General features: G+C 44.6%; 14 protein-coding genes. 10 read left to right on the top strand and 4 right to left on the bottom strand.

Annotated elements, in window-relative coordinates; all coding sequences use genetic code 11:
* The first annotated feature begins 87 nt into the window (after nucleotides 1-87).
* Complete coding sequence (gltC, locus tag ACESLK_RS07030; protein WP_372663880.1) at nucleotides 88-987, top strand: glutamate biosynthesis transcriptional regulator GltC; 900 nt, start codon at nucleotides 88-90, stop codon at nucleotides 985-987.
* A 144-nt stretch (nucleotides 988-1,131) separates the two neighbouring features.
* On the opposite strand, the gene ACESLK_RS07025 is transcribed toward gltC, so the two are convergent.
* Nucleotides 1,132-1,587, bottom strand: coding sequence for a MerR family transcriptional regulator (locus ACESLK_RS07025; RefSeq protein WP_372663878.1), 456 nt, complete (start codon nucleotides 1,585-1,587; stop codon nucleotides 1,132-1,134).
* A gap of 382 nt (nucleotides 1,588-1,969) precedes the next feature.
* Here ACESLK_RS07025 and ACESLK_RS07020 point away from each other — a divergent pair, with 382 nt between their 5' ends.
* Genes ACESLK_RS07020 through ACESLK_RS07010 form a run of 3 tightly spaced genes read left to right on the top strand, consistent with a single transcriptional unit; the run spans nucleotide 1,970 to nucleotide 5,208 of the window.
* On the top strand, nucleotides 1,970-3,334 hold the full coding sequence (locus ACESLK_RS07020) for an ammonium transporter (protein ID WP_372663876.1): 1,365 nt from the start codon (nucleotides 1,970-1,972) through the stop codon (nucleotides 3,332-3,334).
* Nucleotides 3,335-3,382: 48 nt separating this feature from the next.
* Nucleotides 3,383-4,462 carry a DUF294 nucleotidyltransferase-like domain-containing protein gene (locus tag ACESLK_RS07015; RefSeq protein ID WP_372663874.1) on the top strand — a complete coding sequence of 360 codons (1,080 nt, stop codon included), beginning with the start codon at nucleotides 3,383-3,385 and terminating at the stop codon, nucleotides 4,460-4,462.
* A gap of 5 nt (nucleotides 4,463-4,467) precedes the next feature.
* Complete coding sequence (locus tag ACESLK_RS07010) at nucleotides 4,468-5,208, top strand: exonuclease domain-containing protein (RefSeq protein ID WP_372663873.1); 741 nt, start codon at nucleotides 4,468-4,470, stop codon at nucleotides 5,206-5,208.
* 3 nt (nucleotides 5,209-5,211) lie between these two features.
* Here the strand turns inward: ACESLK_RS07010 and ACESLK_RS07005 are convergent, their stop codons facing one another.
* A complete protein-coding gene (locus tag ACESLK_RS07005; protein ID WP_372663871.1) occupies nucleotides 5,212-5,652 on the bottom strand; it encodes a M67 family metallopeptidase in 441 nt (146 codons plus the stop codon).
* A 57-nt stretch (nucleotides 5,653-5,709) separates the two neighbouring features.
* The gene (locus tag ACESLK_RS07000) at nucleotides 5,710-7,014 is read right to left on the bottom strand and encodes an MFS transporter (protein WP_372663869.1); all 1,305 of its coding nucleotides are present in this window, start codon (nucleotides 7,012-7,014) and stop codon (nucleotides 5,710-5,712) included.
* Between the two features lie 162 nt (nucleotides 7,015-7,176).
* Between ACESLK_RS07000 and ACESLK_RS06995 the strand changes: the two genes are divergently transcribed.
* Nucleotides 7,177-7,758 carry a TlpA family protein disulfide reductase gene (locus tag ACESLK_RS06995; protein ID WP_372663867.1) on the top strand — a complete coding sequence of 194 codons (582 nt, stop codon included), beginning with the start codon at nucleotides 7,177-7,179 and terminating at the stop codon, nucleotides 7,756-7,758.
* A 76-nt stretch (nucleotides 7,759-7,834) separates the two neighbouring features.
* On the opposite strand, the gene cimA is transcribed toward ACESLK_RS06995, so the two are convergent.
* Nucleotides 7,835-9,448: a citramalate synthase gene (cimA, locus tag ACESLK_RS06990; protein ID WP_372663865.1), complete on the bottom strand. Its 1,614-nt coding sequence runs from the start codon at nucleotides 9,446-9,448 to the stop codon at nucleotides 7,835-7,837.
* A 130-nt stretch (nucleotides 9,449-9,578) separates the two neighbouring features.
* Here cimA and ACESLK_RS06985 point away from each other — a divergent pair, with 130 nt between their 5' ends.
* From ACESLK_RS06985 to ACESLK_RS06965, 5 genes are all read left to right on the top strand, one after another.
* Nucleotides 9,579-10,868, top strand: coding sequence for a DNA polymerase IV (locus ACESLK_RS06985; RefSeq protein ID WP_372663863.1), 1,290 nt, complete (start codon nucleotides 9,579-9,581; stop codon nucleotides 10,866-10,868).
* Nucleotides 10,869-10,988: 120 nt separating this feature from the next.
* Nucleotides 10,989-11,225, top strand: a complete 237-nt coding sequence (locus ACESLK_RS06980; RefSeq protein ID WP_372663861.1) for a ferredoxin — start codon at nucleotides 10,989-10,991, stop codon at nucleotides 11,223-11,225.
* Nucleotides 11,226-11,409: 184 nt separating this feature from the next.
* Nucleotides 11,410-13,236 (top strand): CHASE2 domain-containing protein, encoded by a 1,827-nt coding sequence (locus tag ACESLK_RS06975; protein ID WP_372663859.1) that lies wholly within the window; start codon nucleotides 11,410-11,412, stop codon nucleotides 13,234-13,236.
* 47 nt (nucleotides 13,237-13,283) lie between these two features.
* Entirely contained in the window at nucleotides 13,284-16,649 is a 3,366-nt protein-coding gene (locus ACESLK_RS06970) for a FecR family protein (protein ID WP_372663857.1), read from the top strand.
* Between the two features lie 40 nt (nucleotides 16,650-16,689).
* Complete coding sequence (locus tag ACESLK_RS06965; RefSeq protein ID WP_372663855.1) at nucleotides 16,690-18,273, top strand: stalk domain-containing protein; 1,584 nt, start codon at nucleotides 16,690-16,692, stop codon at nucleotides 18,271-18,273.
* The last annotated feature ends 17 nt before the right edge of the window (nucleotides 18,274-18,290 follow it).

Below are 18,290 nucleotides of genomic sequence, written 5' to 3'. Positions count from 1 at the left end.
AGCTGCTTATTAAATTGAACACTCAGGCAAAACGTGGGGTCAGGTTGATCCCACGTTTCTTTTGCGCAGTAAGGAGCGTAGAGTGAAGTGGAACTGCGTCAGCTGCAATATTTCGTACAGGTCGCACGGCTTCAGCATGTAACCAAGGCGGCGGAGGAGCTTCATGTTGCTCAGTCCGCGGTTAGTAGACAAATCCATCGGTTAGAAGAAGAGCTTGGCATTCGCCTGTTTATGCAGAGAGGGCGTAATGTCCAATTGACGCCCGTTGGCCAGCTGTTTCTTCGACGTGCTGAAACACTGCTAGGAGATTTAGATCGTGCGGTTGCGGAAATACATGAATTTCTCGATCCAGAGGTCGGTGAAATTCGACTTGGATTTCCGCATAGCTTGGGTATCAATCTAGTCCCTCAGGCGGTTGCTGCCTTCCGTAAGCTTCATCCTAACGTGAAATTTAGATTCCGCCAAGGAATGTATCCTTCGCTTATTCGTGATGTGGCTGATGCAGAGGTCGATCTTGCTTTTATTTCGCCGTATCCAGACAAGAATGAATATGTAACAGGTGAGGTTGTATTGACGGAAGAGTTGTTCGCTATTCTTCCGGAGAATCATCGGTTGGCCGTCGAAGACTCTATTCATTTGAGTGAACTGAAGGATGAGAATTTCGTTCTATTCAGCAATGGATATTCTCTAAGGCCAATCGTATGGGATGCCTGCAAAGCGGCTGGATTCACTCCTAAGATTGGCTTTGAGGGGGAGGAGACAGAGACGATAAGAGGTTTAGTTGCTGCGGGAATGGGAGTAAGCCTGCTGCCGGAGATGGCCTTGTATGAAACTAGCTCGATGATGCCTGCAGTCGTTAAGGTGATTGAGCCGCATGTAACTCGAACGATTGGGCTCATTCGCCGTACAGGAGAGAAGCTCCCGCTTGTTGTGCAGATATTTCATGCTTTTTTAATCGAGTTTTTCAAAGATCAATACAAGGCTTAATGATTTACTGCAGAAAAAGGGATTGAACAGGAAATGGACTTCCCGTTCAACCCCTTTTTTTCTTGCTGGATGCATGACTAACCTCGTGACAGGCGTTAGAGAGGGCGGAAATCGAATTCTCATAAAAATACGGGCACGGGAGAGCTACATAAAGTTACTTTTCCCCATTAGCAGGAGAAGAGCCTCTACACAGGCTGCGGTCTGGGGGGTAAGAGTACGGAAAAGCTGTTTGGCTTGCTTCGGCTTCAATTGGTCCAGGACGGGTTCAAGCTCCTTGACCTCGCGCTCTAGCTGGGCTAAATGAGTCTGCAACTCTGAAAGCTTTCGGGATACGGCTTCATCTGAGATGACTCGGTTCATGGAAGTGAACTGCTCGCGGATCTCCTCTAATGAATATTTCTGTGCTTTCAATAGTTCAATACGACGAATGCGTGACAGGGTTTCATCGTCATATAATCTGTAATTCCCGGTTGTTCTTTTGGCTGGAGCCAATAGACCGAGTCCTGTATAATAATCAATAGTTCGAGGACTTATGCCGGCAAGGAGTGAAAGCTCTCCAATCCGATATAGGCGCGGGGCATTCGGCGATCCTTTACTCATCGAGCTCACCTTCTTTCTTGCTTGTGGCTTAGACCTCTATCATACCGAATCACAAACGATACAGTCAAACGTCATCCTTAGGTTAATATCTCTTTATTCTAAATTGTTTCTACAATAGATGGAATAATCTCTCACATTAAAAATAGTGTGATACGTGGTAGAATTACAACAGGCCTAATAAATCGTATATTATCCAAAATTTTGAATTTAAAAGGTCTAAATCCTAACATTGTATAGTGAAAACCCCTCTAATGTTAGATATTTGGCGATAATTTTGATTTTTTTTGTGAAAACTGTATTGTCAAATCCGAAGGAGCACCCTATAATGACACTAAGGCTTTCTTATTATGTCATGAAACATTACACGTAGGGAGTGGTCAGCATGGTTAAAAAGAGTCTGATATCGTTGGGGGCACTTCTCGTGTTATTCCCGACCATCGCATTCGCGGAGGATCCATCGGCAGCACAACTGAACATGGGGCTTAACGCATTATGGGTTATGCTCGCAGCTATCTTGGTACTGCTCATGCAAGGCGGCTTTATTCTTCTAGAAGCAGGTTCTACACGAATGAAAAATGCCGGACACGTTGCCGGTAAAACAATTTTCACTGTTGGTCTTGCATCATTAGTATACTGGGCTGTCGGTTATGGATTTGCATTCGGCGGCGATGCTTCGGAATCAGTTAATAAAATAATCGGATTGGGCAATTTCTTCTTCGAGCCATCGTTGGCAGCAGGAGAGGGAGATAATTACCCATCCTCGGTATTCTTCATTTTCCAACTTGCGTTTGCGGCAGTATCGTTGTCCATCGCTTGGGGAGGATTCGCAGAACGGGCAAAATTGTCTGCTTACCTTATTTTCACCTTATTTTTCGTATCCGTTATCTATCCGGTTATTGCCCACTGGATCTGGGGCGGCGGATGGCTCGCTACTGATGGCGCGCAGGATTTCGCGGGATCCACGGTTGTTCACTTAACAGGTGCTGCCGCTGCTCTTGCGGCGACAATCTTACTCAAACCGCGTATCGGCAAATTCAATAAAGACGGCTCTTCCAATGAGATACTTGGACATAACCAAGTATTCACGGCTTTGGCTGTTTTAATTCTATGGGTTGGCTGGTTTGGCTTTAATGCGGGCAGTACTGTAGCGATCGGTGATGGATTCTTCGGATTCGTCGCATTCAATACGCAATTGGGTGCAGCTGCAGGTGCTGTAGCAGCCTTGTTGATGTCTTGGTTGGTTAACGGTAAAGCGGATATTACCGCAATGCTAAATGGTGCGCTTGCGGGTCTCGTTGCCATCACGGCATCTTGTGCCTTCGTCGATCCTTGGGCGGCTGTTGTAATCGGTTTGGTGGCCGGTGTCCTTGTCGTCTTCAGCGCAAGATTTTTTGAGAAAATTAAAGTTGACGATCCAATCTTTGCACTTTCCGTTCATGGAGCAGCAGGAATCTGGGGTACGTTAGCGAATGGTTTGTTTGCTACAGAAGAATTGGTTGCCAAAGTAGGCATCGGTAAACCAGGATTGTTCTACGGCGGTGGAGCAGATCAACTGTGGGTTCAATTGGAATCGGTCGTCGTATGTGGACTCTTCGCTTTCCTTGCATCCTTCATCGTATTGTGGGTTGTGAAAAAGGCCATTGGCTTCCGTGTAACAGAAGAGCAAGAAATTATCGGTTTGGATTTAAGCGAGCATGGTAACTACGGTTATCCGGAACAAATGAAAAAAGCTGGCACGTCGGTCTAACTCAGATAGTTCTATCACCGGCGTAATCACAGGAGGGGTACTAACCGCATGTCGAATCCCATATGGGAGAAGCGGTTGCTAGACATCACCGGCGCCGATGATCTTACTCAATTACGATTGGTAAGGGAAACAGAGCAAAACATACTTGCGGCGGAATTGTCCACCTCTCCGGTCCACGCGGTGGTTGAGACCTTGAATGAACTTCATGATTCTCTAATCACTCAAGCCTTGAAGCTTGCAGAAAACGATTTGGCACGGTTGGGGCTTGGTACCCCACCCGTGCCTTATGCGTATATGCTTTATGGCAGCGGCGGACGTTATGAGCAGACGATGTGCAGTGATCAAGACAGTGGTCTTGTTTATGAAACTCCCGCTAATGAAGCTACCGAAGAACGCTGTAGAACTTATTTTGCTGCATTCACAGAGGTTGTTGTAGAGCATCTAGTCGTACTGGGTTATCCTCCTTGTGAAGGCAAAGTTATTGCATCGAATCCAGAATGGTGTCTGTCGATGAGAGACTGGGCGAAGAAGATCGATAATTGGTTTGCGGAGCCAAGTTGGGAAAACGTTCGTTATCTGCTTATCGTAGCAGATGGGAGGCCGGTGGCAGGTGACTTATTGCTTGCAGAGAGCCTGCAGGATCGGTTTTTCAGCGACTTGCTCGGTTCTCCTGTTATTGCTCGAAGAATGATGGAGAACACGCTGCGTCATAAAGTGCTCGTGGGGGTGTTCGGCCAACTGTTGACCGAAAGGTACGGGGTGGACGCCGGCAGCTTAGATATCAAATATGGAGCTTATATTCCAATGGTAAATGCTTTTAGACTATTGGCGGTGCAAGCTGGAATTCGGGAGACGGGCACGCTTCAGCGCATTGAGTCTCTAAGACAAGTTGGATTGTTATCTGATGAAGAAGCCGAAGAGGCTCGTGAAGCTTTCTTGTTTTTTCTGAAAATGCGAATGTTAACGACAGTTTCGAATGAAGAAGGTCAGATGATCGGTACTGGAAAAATTCCTCCGGAACAATTAACAAAGGAAATGACGGTACCACTTAAAAAAGCTCTAAAATCCGGCAAAAAAATTCAGCGAAGAGTTCAAAAAGAGCTGCAGCACCGCTTCGGCGGGAGGTGAAGGGATTGAAGGAGCCCAAGGATTCGAATATGGGGCGTATGTGGCATCTGTATAAAATGGGAGGGATTACCCCGGCCATTGCTTCTATGCTTGGTTCATCCAATGCGCAGCAAATGGCCTTTATCCGTTCGATGTCACGTGATCAGCGTAAAGAAAGTTCGTTAGAGATGCAGTTGTCAGATATGGAAGCTGTTGTCTTTGATCTGGAGACGACTGGTTTTAACCCATATAATGGAGATGAAATCCTTTCAATTGGCGGAGTCATCATCCGAGGAGGGGATTTCGGGGAGGCAGAGCCGTTCTATCGGCTTGTTAATCCGAAGAGAAAAGTTCCGAGACATATTACCGAGCTGACAGGAATCACGAATGAAATGGCAGAGGATGCACCTGATTTAATGCAATCCTTGCATGATTTCATGGACTTTGTAGGCAAGCGGGTTTTGATCGCACATGGCAGTGGGCATGATAAGCAATTTCTGAACGCAGCGCTGTGGCGTACATCTAAAATCAACTTAACGCACAGAGTTGTAGATACTATGATGATAGCCAAATGGCTTGAGCCTAAGGCCATTCATTATGGATTGGATGAAGTGTTAGAACGTTATGGAATAGAAATTACCGAGCGCCATCATGCACTCCATGATTCGATGATGACGGCTAAGCTTTATTTCCGATTTCTAAAACTGATCATGGATCGTCAAGTGACGACTCTTGGCGAGCTTTACGCTTATTTAAGCAGACATTGATTGTTACAGCTCTCGCAAGATCGGTAAGCTTACCCATTGGTGCGGGGAGCTACGTTGATATGCGGCAATCATTTTGTTTCCTTTCGTAAGACTGACAATCAAATAAGTCCTCCAAGGAATTGAATCCTGCTCGTCTCTGATGCTCGGCAGTGCTGTTCCTTGTGGATGCGAATGGAAAAAACCGACGATATTTCGTTGGTTTTTTTGTGCTTGGAAATAGACGCCGATCCAATCCTCGGGGTGAAAAGAGAATGAATTAGTCGCTGATGATGAATTGTTTCTTATGACTATAAACCCGTCAACAATGACTTTGCCACTACCATCAGACTTGTATTCAGTGCCATAAAGAACTCCGCATGTTTCATAAGGCAACCTGCGTTGGCAAGTCGAAAGAAGGTTATTCTCCAAAGCTTGGCTGAGTCCGACTGAAGTTATTTGTCCCATATTTACCACCGCTCCTCAATGTACAGTATGAGCGATGGCGGCGAGCCCTGGCAACTCTTATTGGACTTGTTTTCCTGGCTTAACCATGAAGAACACCAATCCTAAAGCAATTAAAGATAGTGCGGATACCGTTATGAATACGATTTGATGGGATATTCCCATGAGCCATCCAAATAACGGAGGACCGAAGGCAACGCCAAAAAAACGCAGGCTGCTGTAAAGCGATGTGATCATACCGCGTTCGGCTTTCTCGACTGCCCCGGTGATCATGGTATTCAAACAGGGAAGCAACAGGCCTGTCCCGATGCTGCTCAGAGTTAATAAGCCGATAAAAAAGTACAGATTCGTATTCAGCCAGATCGCGAGGGCTAAGGAGATAACCATCAAGATAAGACCGATATTCATAAGTCGCCGAATTAATACTCCGTTTTTTTTGATAACCGACCCGGTAATAAAAGCGGTTGTTACCATTCCGAATAGGGGAATCGCCAGGATAAAGCCTTTGCGGACACCTTCAATCGAATAAGGGGGCTCCTCCAAAATATCGGACAGAAAAAAAAGCACGCCGAACAAAATGAATAACGCTAACGAGCCAGCGAAAAATGATGAGATAAGCCAGCGTCCATGCTTGGCGAATATACGGCGGATAGACTGAATATATTGCTTGATTGGTTTAGGTTCTTCCTTGCGTTTTGGCTCCTTGATTAGAAAAATGATAGCCAGAAGTGATAATACACAAAAGGCTGGAAAGGCAAAGAAGGCGGCATACCAGACTATAAGCGCGAAGAGGGAGCCGAGAATAGGACTGACGACCTTCCCGGCGCCATTGGATGCCTCAATAAGGCCAAGCGCCTGGCTTTCCTGCGCATCCTTGTAGAGGTCGCCGACAAGTGCCATAGCAATGGGAGCTGTTCCTGCGGCTCCGATTCCCTGAAGCGCTCTGGCGCCAATCAATATCCCGTAAGAGTCCCAAACCGCGCCGAAACCTGCTAGTATTCCCGCTCCTCCATAAAGGATTAGCGAAGGAACAATTACAGCTTTGCGACTGAACCGGTCGGACAAATAACCAGCAATCGGGATAATAAGGGCAGCAGAAACAGAGAACAAGCTAATGACCAGGCTGCTTTGGAATTGGGTGATTCCAAGCTCTCTCCTCAATGTGGGTAAAATAGGGACGAGCATCGAATTACCAAGAACAAGCACCAATGGAACCGTAGAGAGGGCAATGTATTCCCAAATTTTATTTTTGCGTTTATTTTTCTCATCGGGAACGGATTTAGCCTTCTTCGAAGAAGGTGCGTCGGAGATATCGCTTGTGAAAGTCACGGTGAGCTTAGGCTTGGATTTAGTTGAAGTGGACAATCAGAGCTCCTCCTTATGGCGAATCCGGATCATGATAACAGTGCATAAGGTTCCCACGCGGTTAACTTGATATGCACCCGACCCTATCAGGAGATTGGAACTCGAGAAGGAAATGCGTTAGAATGAGAAGAAACACCTATGCTAAGAAGAGTGAGGTTTCGAATGAAAAGAAATATGCTCGTATTAGGTTTGGTATTGATTGCTGTTGCTGCTGTATTTATATGGAATGACCGGGACGATAAGTCTCAACAATCAGCGGGTAATGCCGTTGTAGATGTCAGTCTGACGGATATACCGATAAAACCCGAGCCGAAGAAAAATCATTATGCGCCCTCGTTTGATCTTGCATCCCTAGACGGCGCTTCAACCTTTCAGGTTGGAGGCAAGAGGGATAAAGCGCTAATCATCAATTTCTGGGCTGCGTGGTGCGGGCCGTGCGAGGTTGAAGCCCCTGACTTGAAGGATATATATGAAAAGCATAAGGATAAGCTTGACTTATATGCGGTAAATGCAACCAAATACGATAAGCTAAGAGAAGCGAAGGATTTCGTCAAGGAGCAGGGTTTCGTTTTTCCTGTCCTTACAGATGCTAAGGGTGATGTTGGAGATTTGTATAAAGTATTTTCCTACCCGATAAGCTTCATCATAGATCGGAATGGCGTCATTCGCGAGCGGATTGAAGGTGTCATTAGTCGGGAAGAGTGGGAGATGCATTTGGACGGGGTTTTAAATTCGCAGCAATAAGCACGATTAGGCAAAAAAGAGGGCATTCCTAGAAGTCATTAACTTCTGGGAATGCCCTTTTTTTCAAAAATAATTTTTAATGATTCACTAAGCCTTGGGTTCCACGCGATAAATCAGGAGCTGAATCATTCTTCGTCATCCCAAGGAGCGCATAACGTATGCTATCGACGAGTGCTTCCCAGCTCGCTTCGATGACATTAGAGGAGACGCCGACGGTGCTCCACGTATCATTGAAATCAGTGGATTCGATGAGTACGCGAACCTTGGCTGCCGTAGCGTCCTTCTCGTCAAGTACCCGTACTTTATAGTCGCTTAGATGAATATCGCGAATTCCCGGATAGAACTGAATAAGAGCTTTCCGCAAGGCATTATCCAGCGCATTCACAGGACCGTTGCCTTCTGCTACCGTATAAACCTGCTCGCCTGCTACCGTAATTTTCACAATCGCTTCTGTAAGCAATTCACCTGCGGTTTTCTCAACCATTATCTTGAAGGAGTCGACCGTAAACACTTGAACGGAGCCTCCGTAAGCATCTCTTAAGAGTAACTCGAGAGAAGCGTCAGCACCCTCGAATTGATATCCCTGATGCTCCAGATCCTTAATCCGATCAATGACATCCCGCGATTTCAAGCCTTCCGTGCTCACTTCCAGACCCATTTCTTGTGCCTTGGACAGAATGTTACTCTGACCCGCGAGCTCGGAGACTAGCACGCGCTGCTTATTCCCCACGAGGTCGGGCGAGATGTGTTCATATGTCTTGGAATCCTTCATGATCGCAGAGACGTGAATACCGCCTTTATGAGCAAATGCCGCATTTCCAACATAAGGCTGGTTAACGGGCAAATGTACATTGGCGATCTCGCTTACATAACGAGCGACACCTGTAAGCATCTTCAGCTGATCGTCGCTGACGCACTGGTAACCCATCTTTAACTGCAAGGTAGGCAAAATCGAGCAGAGATTGGCGTTGCCGCACCGTTCCCCATAACCGTTAATCGTTCCTTGGATATGGCGGGCTCCAGCTGTTATAGCGGCTAAAGTGTTCGCAACGGCCAGCTCGCAATCGTTGTGGGTATGAATGCCGATCGGTGCATCGATTTCTTTCACAACGCGGGTTACGATTTCACTGATTTCCCCTGGAAGCGTCCCGCCATTCGTATCGCATAATACGATCCATTGGGCTCCTGCAGCTTTGGCTTTGGCAAGCGCGGCAAGTGCATACTCGGGATTTGCTTTGTAGCCGTCGAAGAAATGCTCAGCGTCGAACAATGCTTCCATTCCGCTGTTTTTTACATATGCTAACGATTCATAGATCATTGCCAGATTTTCTTCTAAAGTTGTCTGAAGTGCCGTATGCACGTGGAAATCCCAGCTCTTGCCAACCAAAGTAGCTGCAGAGGCTCCGGATTCGGTTAGGTGCCGGAGATTGATGTCTTGCTCGCAGGTACTATTTTTGCGCCGTGTGCTTCCGAACGCTGTCAGCTTCGCTTGTAATTTCAATTCCCGGACACGACGAAAAAACTCGATGTCCTTGCTATTGCTGCCGGGATTGCCGCCTTCAATATAATGGACGCCCAACGCATCAAGCTTGAGCGCAATTTTAACCTTGTCTTCTGCTGTTAAGCTAATACCTTCACCTTGCGTTCCATCGCGCAAAGTAGTATCGAAAATATAAAGGGGGGTAGTCATGCGTAAGCGTAAAGCCTCCTTAAGTAAAAACAGGTGAAACTATTATAGCACGGCTTGCAATAAATGTAGAGAGCAACTCTGCATTGCGCGAACGTATATTCCCTCGATATAATAAACTATGACAGGGGGAATGAATGTGAGCGAGAATAGACGTCGAATTATTCTTCATATTGATATGAACGCATTTTATTGCTCCGTTCATTCCGCCGAACAACCGGACCTATACAAAGGGAAGCCAACAGCTGTAGCGGGTAGTATGGAATTGCGCAAAGGAATTATTGTTACAAGCTCTTATGAAGCAAGGGCTCTAGGGATTCGAACCGGCGCAACTGTCCGTCAAGCGCTGAGCATCTGTCCAGAGCTGATTATCATTCCCCCGGACTTTGATCTATATCGCAAATACAGCCGTGGTTTTTTGCGGATTGCCGGCAGTTATACGCCGCAGCTTGAAGCCGTATCAATCGATGAATGCTTTCTCGATATTACGGGGAGCTCACAATTCGGGACACCCATTGAAATTGCCGAAATCATTGCGCGGAGAGTCCGGGAGGAGTTGTCCTTACCTTGCTCCATCGGCATTGCGCCGAATAAGCTGCTTGCTAAGATGGCCTCGGACTTGCGCAAGCCCAATGCAATTACCATTCTTCGCAGACGTGAGGTTCCAAAGCTGCTCTGGCACAAACCTTGCCAAACTTTGTATGGAATTGGTTCCCGCACAGCGGACAAACTACTACGGCTTAACATTCGGACAATCGGTGAGCTTGCAGCAGCTGATGAAAGAATGCTGACAGAACGTTTTGGCATTTATGGTGCTTGGATGAAGCAAGCCGCCAACGGCTTGGATGATTCTCCTGTTGAACCCTTGCAGGAAGCGCCTAAATCTATTGGGCACACGACGACTCTTCCGGCAGATTTGACCGGGAGGGAGCAATATCGAAGAGTACTGCTCAATCTAGCGGACCAAACAGCTCGTCGGCTAAGGCATCAGCGAATGGTATGCTCTACCATTTCGATTACGATTCGAGATCCGGATATGCGGACTATTACAAGGGCGTCGGGGGTCTACACACCTACGGATATGATGGAAGAAATCTATCAGGTTGCCTGTCGCCTGATGGATACTCACTGGAAAGAAGGAGAACCCGTGCGGCTCCTAGGGATAACCTTGCAGAATTTGGCTTCCAAAGAAGATACTCCCTTGCAGTTGGATTTATTCTCCTTCGAGGAGAAGCCTCGTAAGGATCGTTTAGTATCCGCGATGGATTCGCTGAGAGATAAATACGGTGAAAACGCAATTCTAACCGCAGGAATGTTGGGGGATGATCCTTCTGCATTGATCCGAAATAAGAAATTAAGAGGAACTTCGCTTCAGAAGGATTTCTTGCGGGAAAAACCGATAAATGATGAGAATGATTATTAAGAGCGGATCACGATGAGTTTAATCTCCAATTTCGTTTGATCTCAGAGTCATTTTGTATTATATTGGACAGTAGTGATCTATTATTGTTAATGAATCGGATTGATTCTAGGAGGTTAATTCATGGCTAAGTTTACTTACGTAGATAAAGACACTTGCATTGCTTGCGGTGCTTGTGGAGCAACGGCACCTGACATTTATGACTATGATGATGAAGGCCTCGCAGAAACCATATATGGCAGCGACGGCAATCACGGTAACACAGAAATTCCAGAAGATCTTTATGATGATCTGCAAGACGCAGCGGACGGATGTCCTACGGATTCCATTAAAGTTGCAGATTCGAAATTTAACATGTAACAATTATTGGTATTCAAAACCCCCTTTTCTAGGAATTACGACCTAGAAAGGGGGTTTTTTGTCATGGTTTTTGTGACTTTCGTCATTTGAGTCATTTTTTAGACAAAATGCAACAAAAAACCTATTGCGTAAGCTATAATAGGTGATAATTGGAATGATTTTCATAGGGCGGGCGGGATTTGGCTTGAAGGAAAAAATTAAGAGAATTTCCATTGTGTTAAATGTGGTGCTTTTAGCGGTGGTCTATTTTATCTATCAAGGACATTTCCTTCAGAAGATTGATAATTTAATTTTTGACTTTAATATGAAGCAATCAGCGGATGGTATCCCAGATCCGCGTATTATCGTTGTGACGATCGATGATGCTTCATTGGAGGAGCTAGGAAGATTTCCTTGGGATCGAGCTGTCTATGCTCCATTCTTGGCTAATATGAACCAAGAGGGTAATATTCCAAAGGCGATTGCATTTGATATCCTGTTCAGTGAACAAAGCGAAAGTCCAGACAGCGACATGGCTTTTGCCGAGGCATTAGCTGCTTATCCGAATGTTATTATGCCTGTCGTAGGCATTATGGGTGACGTTTTCAGTACATCGATTGCTAAACGCGATGAATTAATTAAGGCGCATGCGATCTCGAAGCCCTACGAGCTGTTCGCAGAGTTAACACAGCAAGCGCATATTAATAGGGTCATTAGTCCCGATGGAGTCATCAGGCAGACATGGCTGAAGATTCAAGGCCCGGATGGAGAAGTGATTCCGTCCCTAGCTTACAAAGCAGCGGAGATGGCCGGAGCGGACCTAGGTATATATGATAAGCTGACAGATCCGAGGAAAACAAAAGAAAATGTAGCTAAAAACACGATAACGATAGACTACGAGCTCGTTACAGATGATTTTCTAACGGTGTCATTTGTGGATGTGCTTAACGGAATGTTACCTGCCGACCTGTTTAAGGATGCAATCGTTTTTGTTGGATTTACGGCGGTCGGATTGTCTAGCGATGGCGGACAGGATGCCGGTGTTACTCCTATCGAGAAAAATATCAAGCTCGTTTATGCGCATGCGAACATTACTAATCAGTTACTAAAGGGCTCAGAAGTCGCTTATACTCCCAACTGGTCTGAGCAAGCGTTAGCTGTCTTGCTGTTCGCGCTATTCATTTGGCTGCCGTGGCGATTAAAGAACATTTACTCCATCCTCATATTCTTGGCAGTATTCGCAGGTGTTCTTTATGGACAATTTGCTCTTTATGAATCTTCTTCCTTACATATGAATGTAGTTTACTCGTTACTGGCGATGGTATTGGCTTACCTAGCAAACGTTTCTCTTAAGTCCTACATGGATAGTGTCCAGAAAAGCTTCGTTACCCGGCAATTTGGCCGTTACATTTCTCCAGACCTCGTTAAACAAATCGTTGCCCAGGATATTGAAATCAAGCTTGGCGGCGATCTGAAGCTTATTACAATTCTATTCTTAGATATCCGCGGCTTTACTCCACTTTCCGAGAAGCTGACACCTCCTGAACTTGTTGATACATTAAACACTATGTTTAACATGATAACCGAGACAACACTTAGTAATAAAGGAACAATCGACAAGTTTATCGGAGATGCAGCGATGATCCTATTCAACGCACCGTTGGAAGTTATCGAGCACGAGCGAATGGCTGTCAAAACCGCTTACGAAATTCAGCAGGGTATGAACAAAATCCGCGACGAAATATTGGAGAAATACCAATGTGAAGTCAATGTAGGAATAGGAATTCATACCGGTAATGTCGTCGTCGGTAATATCGGCTCCTATCTGCGGGTTGATTATACTGCTATCGGGGATAACGTCAATATTGCTGCGAGGATCGAATCCCAGACGAAGAAGGGACAAGTTCACGTCTCGGAGCAAGTGTTTGAGAAGACCAAAGAGTTCTTCCGGTTTGATGAAGGTGAAGATCGTATGTTCAAAGGGAAATCACATCCGATAAAGGTTTATGAAGTTCTAGGACTTATTGAATAGGACAAGCGTTTATAGATATTTAACAAGCCCTGAAGGGAGATTATGCAATGAGGAAAATAACGATCCAATTGTTAGCTATGATTCTGGTGGCTTTGCCGCTGCTTGGCGTGTTTGCGAATGAAACATTCGCCGCTTCTTCACGCGTAGCTGTCATTAAGGAAATGAAAGGTGTCGTGAAGGTTAAGAAGAACGGCGGTTCTAAAGAATTCACTGCTTTCGCAAAGATGAGCCTTAATGAGGGCGACATTCTTAAGGTAGGAGCAGGCGGGTCTGCAGTATTGCAATTCGCCAACGGTACTGCAGAAGACGACAGGATGACCGCTTCTGCGAATACAACTCTTACCTTCTCTAAACTATCTAACAGCAAGGGTACAACAACCAAAGTTAGCATGTTAAGCGGTTTAGTATGGTCAACCGTAAAGTCCATAACAAATAAAAACGATGAGTTTACATTGGATACCCCAACGGCAATCATGGGAGTGCGGGGAACGAATTTACTTGTAGGCGTCAATCCAGAGACAGGGGATTCCACTTTCTTCATTGCTTCTGGAGTCGGTAAAATATCGAAGAAAGAGAAAAATAAAGAGGGAAAAAATGAGGAGACAACGCTTAATCCCTTGGAAAAGGTATCGATATCCGATAAGGATGATGCGGGTTTAGACAGCTTCAAGAATACTGCTGATCTTGATGATCTTATTACGAATACAAGTATCTCCATCATAGAGGCGATCATTTCATCTAAGAATGCAATCGATCAAGAAAATGATGCCTACATAAAAAAAATGCAAGAGTCGACAGGTTCCGCAGGATCGGCGGATCAAAAAGAGATCGATAGGATAAATAATAACTTGCAAAACCTGGTCGGTAATGTTGTAAACACCGCAATCAGCCAAAATAAAGTGAATGAACAACAAATCAAGTCATTTATTGAAGAATTAAACAAACAACTAGATAAAAAACTTGATTTGGACAATGTTAAGCCCTTAGAGCTTTCTGAAGAGGAAAAACTAAAACAAGCGCAGATTAAAATATTGGAAGAAGAACGTAAGAAAAAGCAGGAAGAGGAAAAGAAAAAGCAAGAAGAGCTTCAAAAACAAAATGAAGAGCTTCAGAAGAAGATGAAACTACAATTAGAAAAGCAAATGGAAGCAAATAAGAAAGCCGCTGAAGAGAAGACGAAAAAAGCTATGGAAGAGTACGAGAAGCAGCTTTCGGAGTTGGAGAAACAACGGTTAAAGGATGATGCCAAGAAGCGCTCCGAGGAAACTCAGCAGGCTAATGCCAGCCCAAGTCAAAGTTCGGGTTCAACTGGCAATGGAAGTTCGAATACGCCATCGGAGACTCCATCGGAGACTCCATCGGAGACAGCGTCGGAGACACCAACAGAGTCGCCGTATTATGGACTTAAGTATTATTACTATGATGATACAACATACAAGTGGGAGAATGCGTTAACATTCGATCCGCTTAGTACAGCTACTTCCTATGAGTTAGAAGTACATGAATATAGTCAATATGGACTGATTACGGATAAGCTATCCGACGACATAGTGGTAGAAAGAGTAGAAATCTATGACGGAGTTGAATCCTATTACCAACTTAATTATTCCCAAAATCTTGGAGGGTATTTTTTCCATCTTAATCAAAATACAACCTCTATAAGGATTGAAACAACCTCGGGAGTAGATATAAATTTAATAATCAATAGAAAATCTACACCTGAGGGAATCTCCTCATGGACTCAAAGCTATAAGGGTTTAAACGGAAGTGTAACGAGCTGGGAAGATTTTCACTGGAATTATACGGGGATAAGCAACAAATTTGGTTATCCAGTACCATCTGATAGCGATCAACTAAAAATAAACTGGACGTTCGCAACAGGAGTCGCCAAAGCGGTAGTCACACATACAAGCGTAGATGTTGAGGCTGCTAGAGTTACGCACCCATCTTTTGATGTAATGAGTGGTGTGGATGCATTTTTCGATATTTCCCATAGTATTGATTCATTTATTGTACAGCTATATGATGCTTCTAATCATCCCGTGGGCAATTCTTTTATTCTTTCCGTATTAAACTATGATTTAGCTCTGGGGGAAACCGAGAACCCTTTCGTTATAAAAGACAATACAAACGTGACGGTTTCCTATGAATCCAATTTGAAATATGGTTATTTAGTAGAAATTGATGCTCAAGTGAATGGAGCGGTTTCAAGTATTACGGTGGCTCCATCTGAGGATTCATTATTAACTCCATTTGAAGCATGGGAGTCTTCCGGAGAAGGGGAAGAGGTATATAATCCCATACTTGCCATTTCGGGTTCTATCAATCTTTCAATTGAGAATGGCGTCAACGATTTTGTAGTGGCAATGAAGGACGACTCCGGTGAAATGCACTATTTTTACTTAACCGTATATCGTTATGATATGCCTTCGGGTCTCGTTGGTTGGCATGCCACGGACAATTTAGAAGGGGGATATTATTCTAACTATCACTGGTCACCTGCCACGGGTGTCGATAATCGGTTTTATCTTGAGACAAATTATGATGTTACACAGATGGATTTGAATTTCGTTCTTGAAGAAGAAGTTCAGTCGGTTACTCTTATTGACCCCAACGGCACTGAAACGATAGTAACTAAATTAGATTCTGCTGTTACGATATTCTTCGATGGAGATGGGTATTACCGTTATAAGCTAGTTAACGGTTCCCAAGAGACGGAACTCCTTATAATAAGAGGTTATCCGGGTGAGAGCACATTTGATGAGAACGAAATCATCTTAGCACAAACGAGCGATCATGATTTAGTTACTATTCCAACTTATGATTTTGAGTTATCGGATCCTTATGAAAGTGCCTTTTCAGTCTATACAGCAACTTATACTTCTCCAGTTAAATTAATGATCGATTCAGATTTTGGAGATGTCGTAATTTCTGGTATTCAGCCTGAGATAACGGTAACAGATCCAGTCGATGATGAGTATTATTCGCTTAGTTTCCCTAATGCTGGAGTATACGTTATAGATATCAAGATTTATGACCCGAGAGATCATACACAGTATCGGATATACCAATTGACCGTTTATTATGGAGAATTGCCGATGTTGGTTGGGCTGACGGAGGCGGATTTTGAATACGCCGGTACTTTAGATGTCTCGGAGTTGATGCCAGGACAATTTTCTTACACAGTTACTTTGTTCGGTTCAGCTAGCACATTAAATATAAATCCGCAATTGAATGGAAATGTAATTGCGTTTACATCATTCGATGATCTATTAGTTGGACAAATTGAGGGCAACAAATATCAAATAAGTGGTTTAGGCGGCTATTATCCTAAGTCAGTTCAACTGATCGCAGTAGATTCGAACGGTCATAGAATCGTATATGATATTATCTTCAACCTTGGAACAGTTTAATTGACAAGTGGGAAATTAAATAAGAAGAAGGAGTTACACAATGAAAAAGATAAAAAAATCAATGTTTGCAGGATCGATTAGTATATTCGTTGCATTATCTGTTCCTTCTATTGTTTTGGCCGCCTCCAGCACCGACTGGACCCAATCTTCCAAGCTTTATGAAGTCCGCACTTGGGCAGGTAAGTCCGAGTTAGGTCGAGGCAACGGTACGATAGCTGAAGCTACCTTCTTTCATCCGAAATCTGCGGTAGTATTGCCGGATGGACGTCTGCTCGTATCGGATTCTTCCAATCATTTAATTCGCGAAGTATCCGTAAAAGATGTTGCTGCATTCGCCGGGTTGGATTTAGGACAAGATGAAGCAAATCTTCCAATCGGCGGTTATAACGATGATGTACTAGCGAAAGCAGCGTTTGATCAGCCAGCTGGGTTAGCAGTTGATGCACAAGGGAATGTGTATGTGGCAGATTCCAATAACCATGCGATTCGCAAAATTGCAAAAGACGGTACGGTTACAACAATTGCTGGAAGCGGACTTCTCGGACTAGATGATGGATTAGGGGCTAACGCGACTTTCAATGTACCATCCGATGTTGCAGTTGATAGTAAAGGCAATGTTTACGTTGCTGATACACTTAACCATGTTATTCGTAAAATCACATCCGCCGGATTGGTGAGTACATTAACAGCCATATCTACTAGGAATGTAGAGTATTTCCCCGGAGCGGTTGAAGCAGCGGGGGATTTCCTGGACGGTCCTATCGCATCCGCGAAATTCAATGAACCAAGCGGTCTGGCGGTAGATTCCAAAGGCAATCTGTATGTAAGCGATCGCGGAAATCAACGAATTCGTTATATTGATTTCGCTGCAGGTGCTGTATCAACAATTGCTGGTGGTGGAACCTATGATGCTCAAGCAGCTTATGTAGAAGGCGATTATGTTGATGGAACAGCTGCCGAATCGCGTTTGAAGGCACCAGAGGGTCTAACGCTGACATCTGATGGCTCTGTAATTATTGCCGATAGCTTGAATCATGTGATTCGTATCTTAAAAGATGGCAAAGTATCTACGTTAACTGGTATACCAACGGAATACGGACAATCAAATGGTGTGACCGGTTCAGCTCAATTTAACCATCCAACGGATGTAACGTTATTGGCGGATGGCCGATTAGTCATTGTTGATGAGTTCGGAAACAAAGTGCGCGTGCTTCAGAAGTATGCCAAGCCATCATTACTGCCTAAGGATAAGGGCATATCCGTCCTGTACAATGGGGGTCTGGTACCTTCCGATGTTCCCTCGCAATTGAAAGCAGGCAGCGTTCTTCTTCCCCTTCGCAGTGTTGGAGATGCGCTTGGTTACAAAGTCAGCTATGACGAAGCGACAGGTAATGCGCTTCTAACTAAAGGCGACACGGTATACGCTATTGCAAGCAACTCAAAGACAGTAACCATAACAGCAGCGAATGGCAGCCGCGAGACGCGTTCCTTAAACGCAGCAACTATAGTTGTCAAGAATCGTATGTTCATTCCGGTTCGATTCTTCTCAGAAGAAAGTAACTTAGATATTCAATGGGATTCAGCATCTAAGATTGTCATTATTCGTGATAAGACTTTTAATTAGATCTCTGTCGAGAATTT

This window comes from Cohnella sp. (assembly GCF_041640265.1).
Lineage (GTDB): Bacteria > Bacillota > Bacilli > Paenibacillales > Paenibacillaceae > Cohnella.
This window is presented reverse-complemented; position numbering and strand designations above follow the sequence as displayed.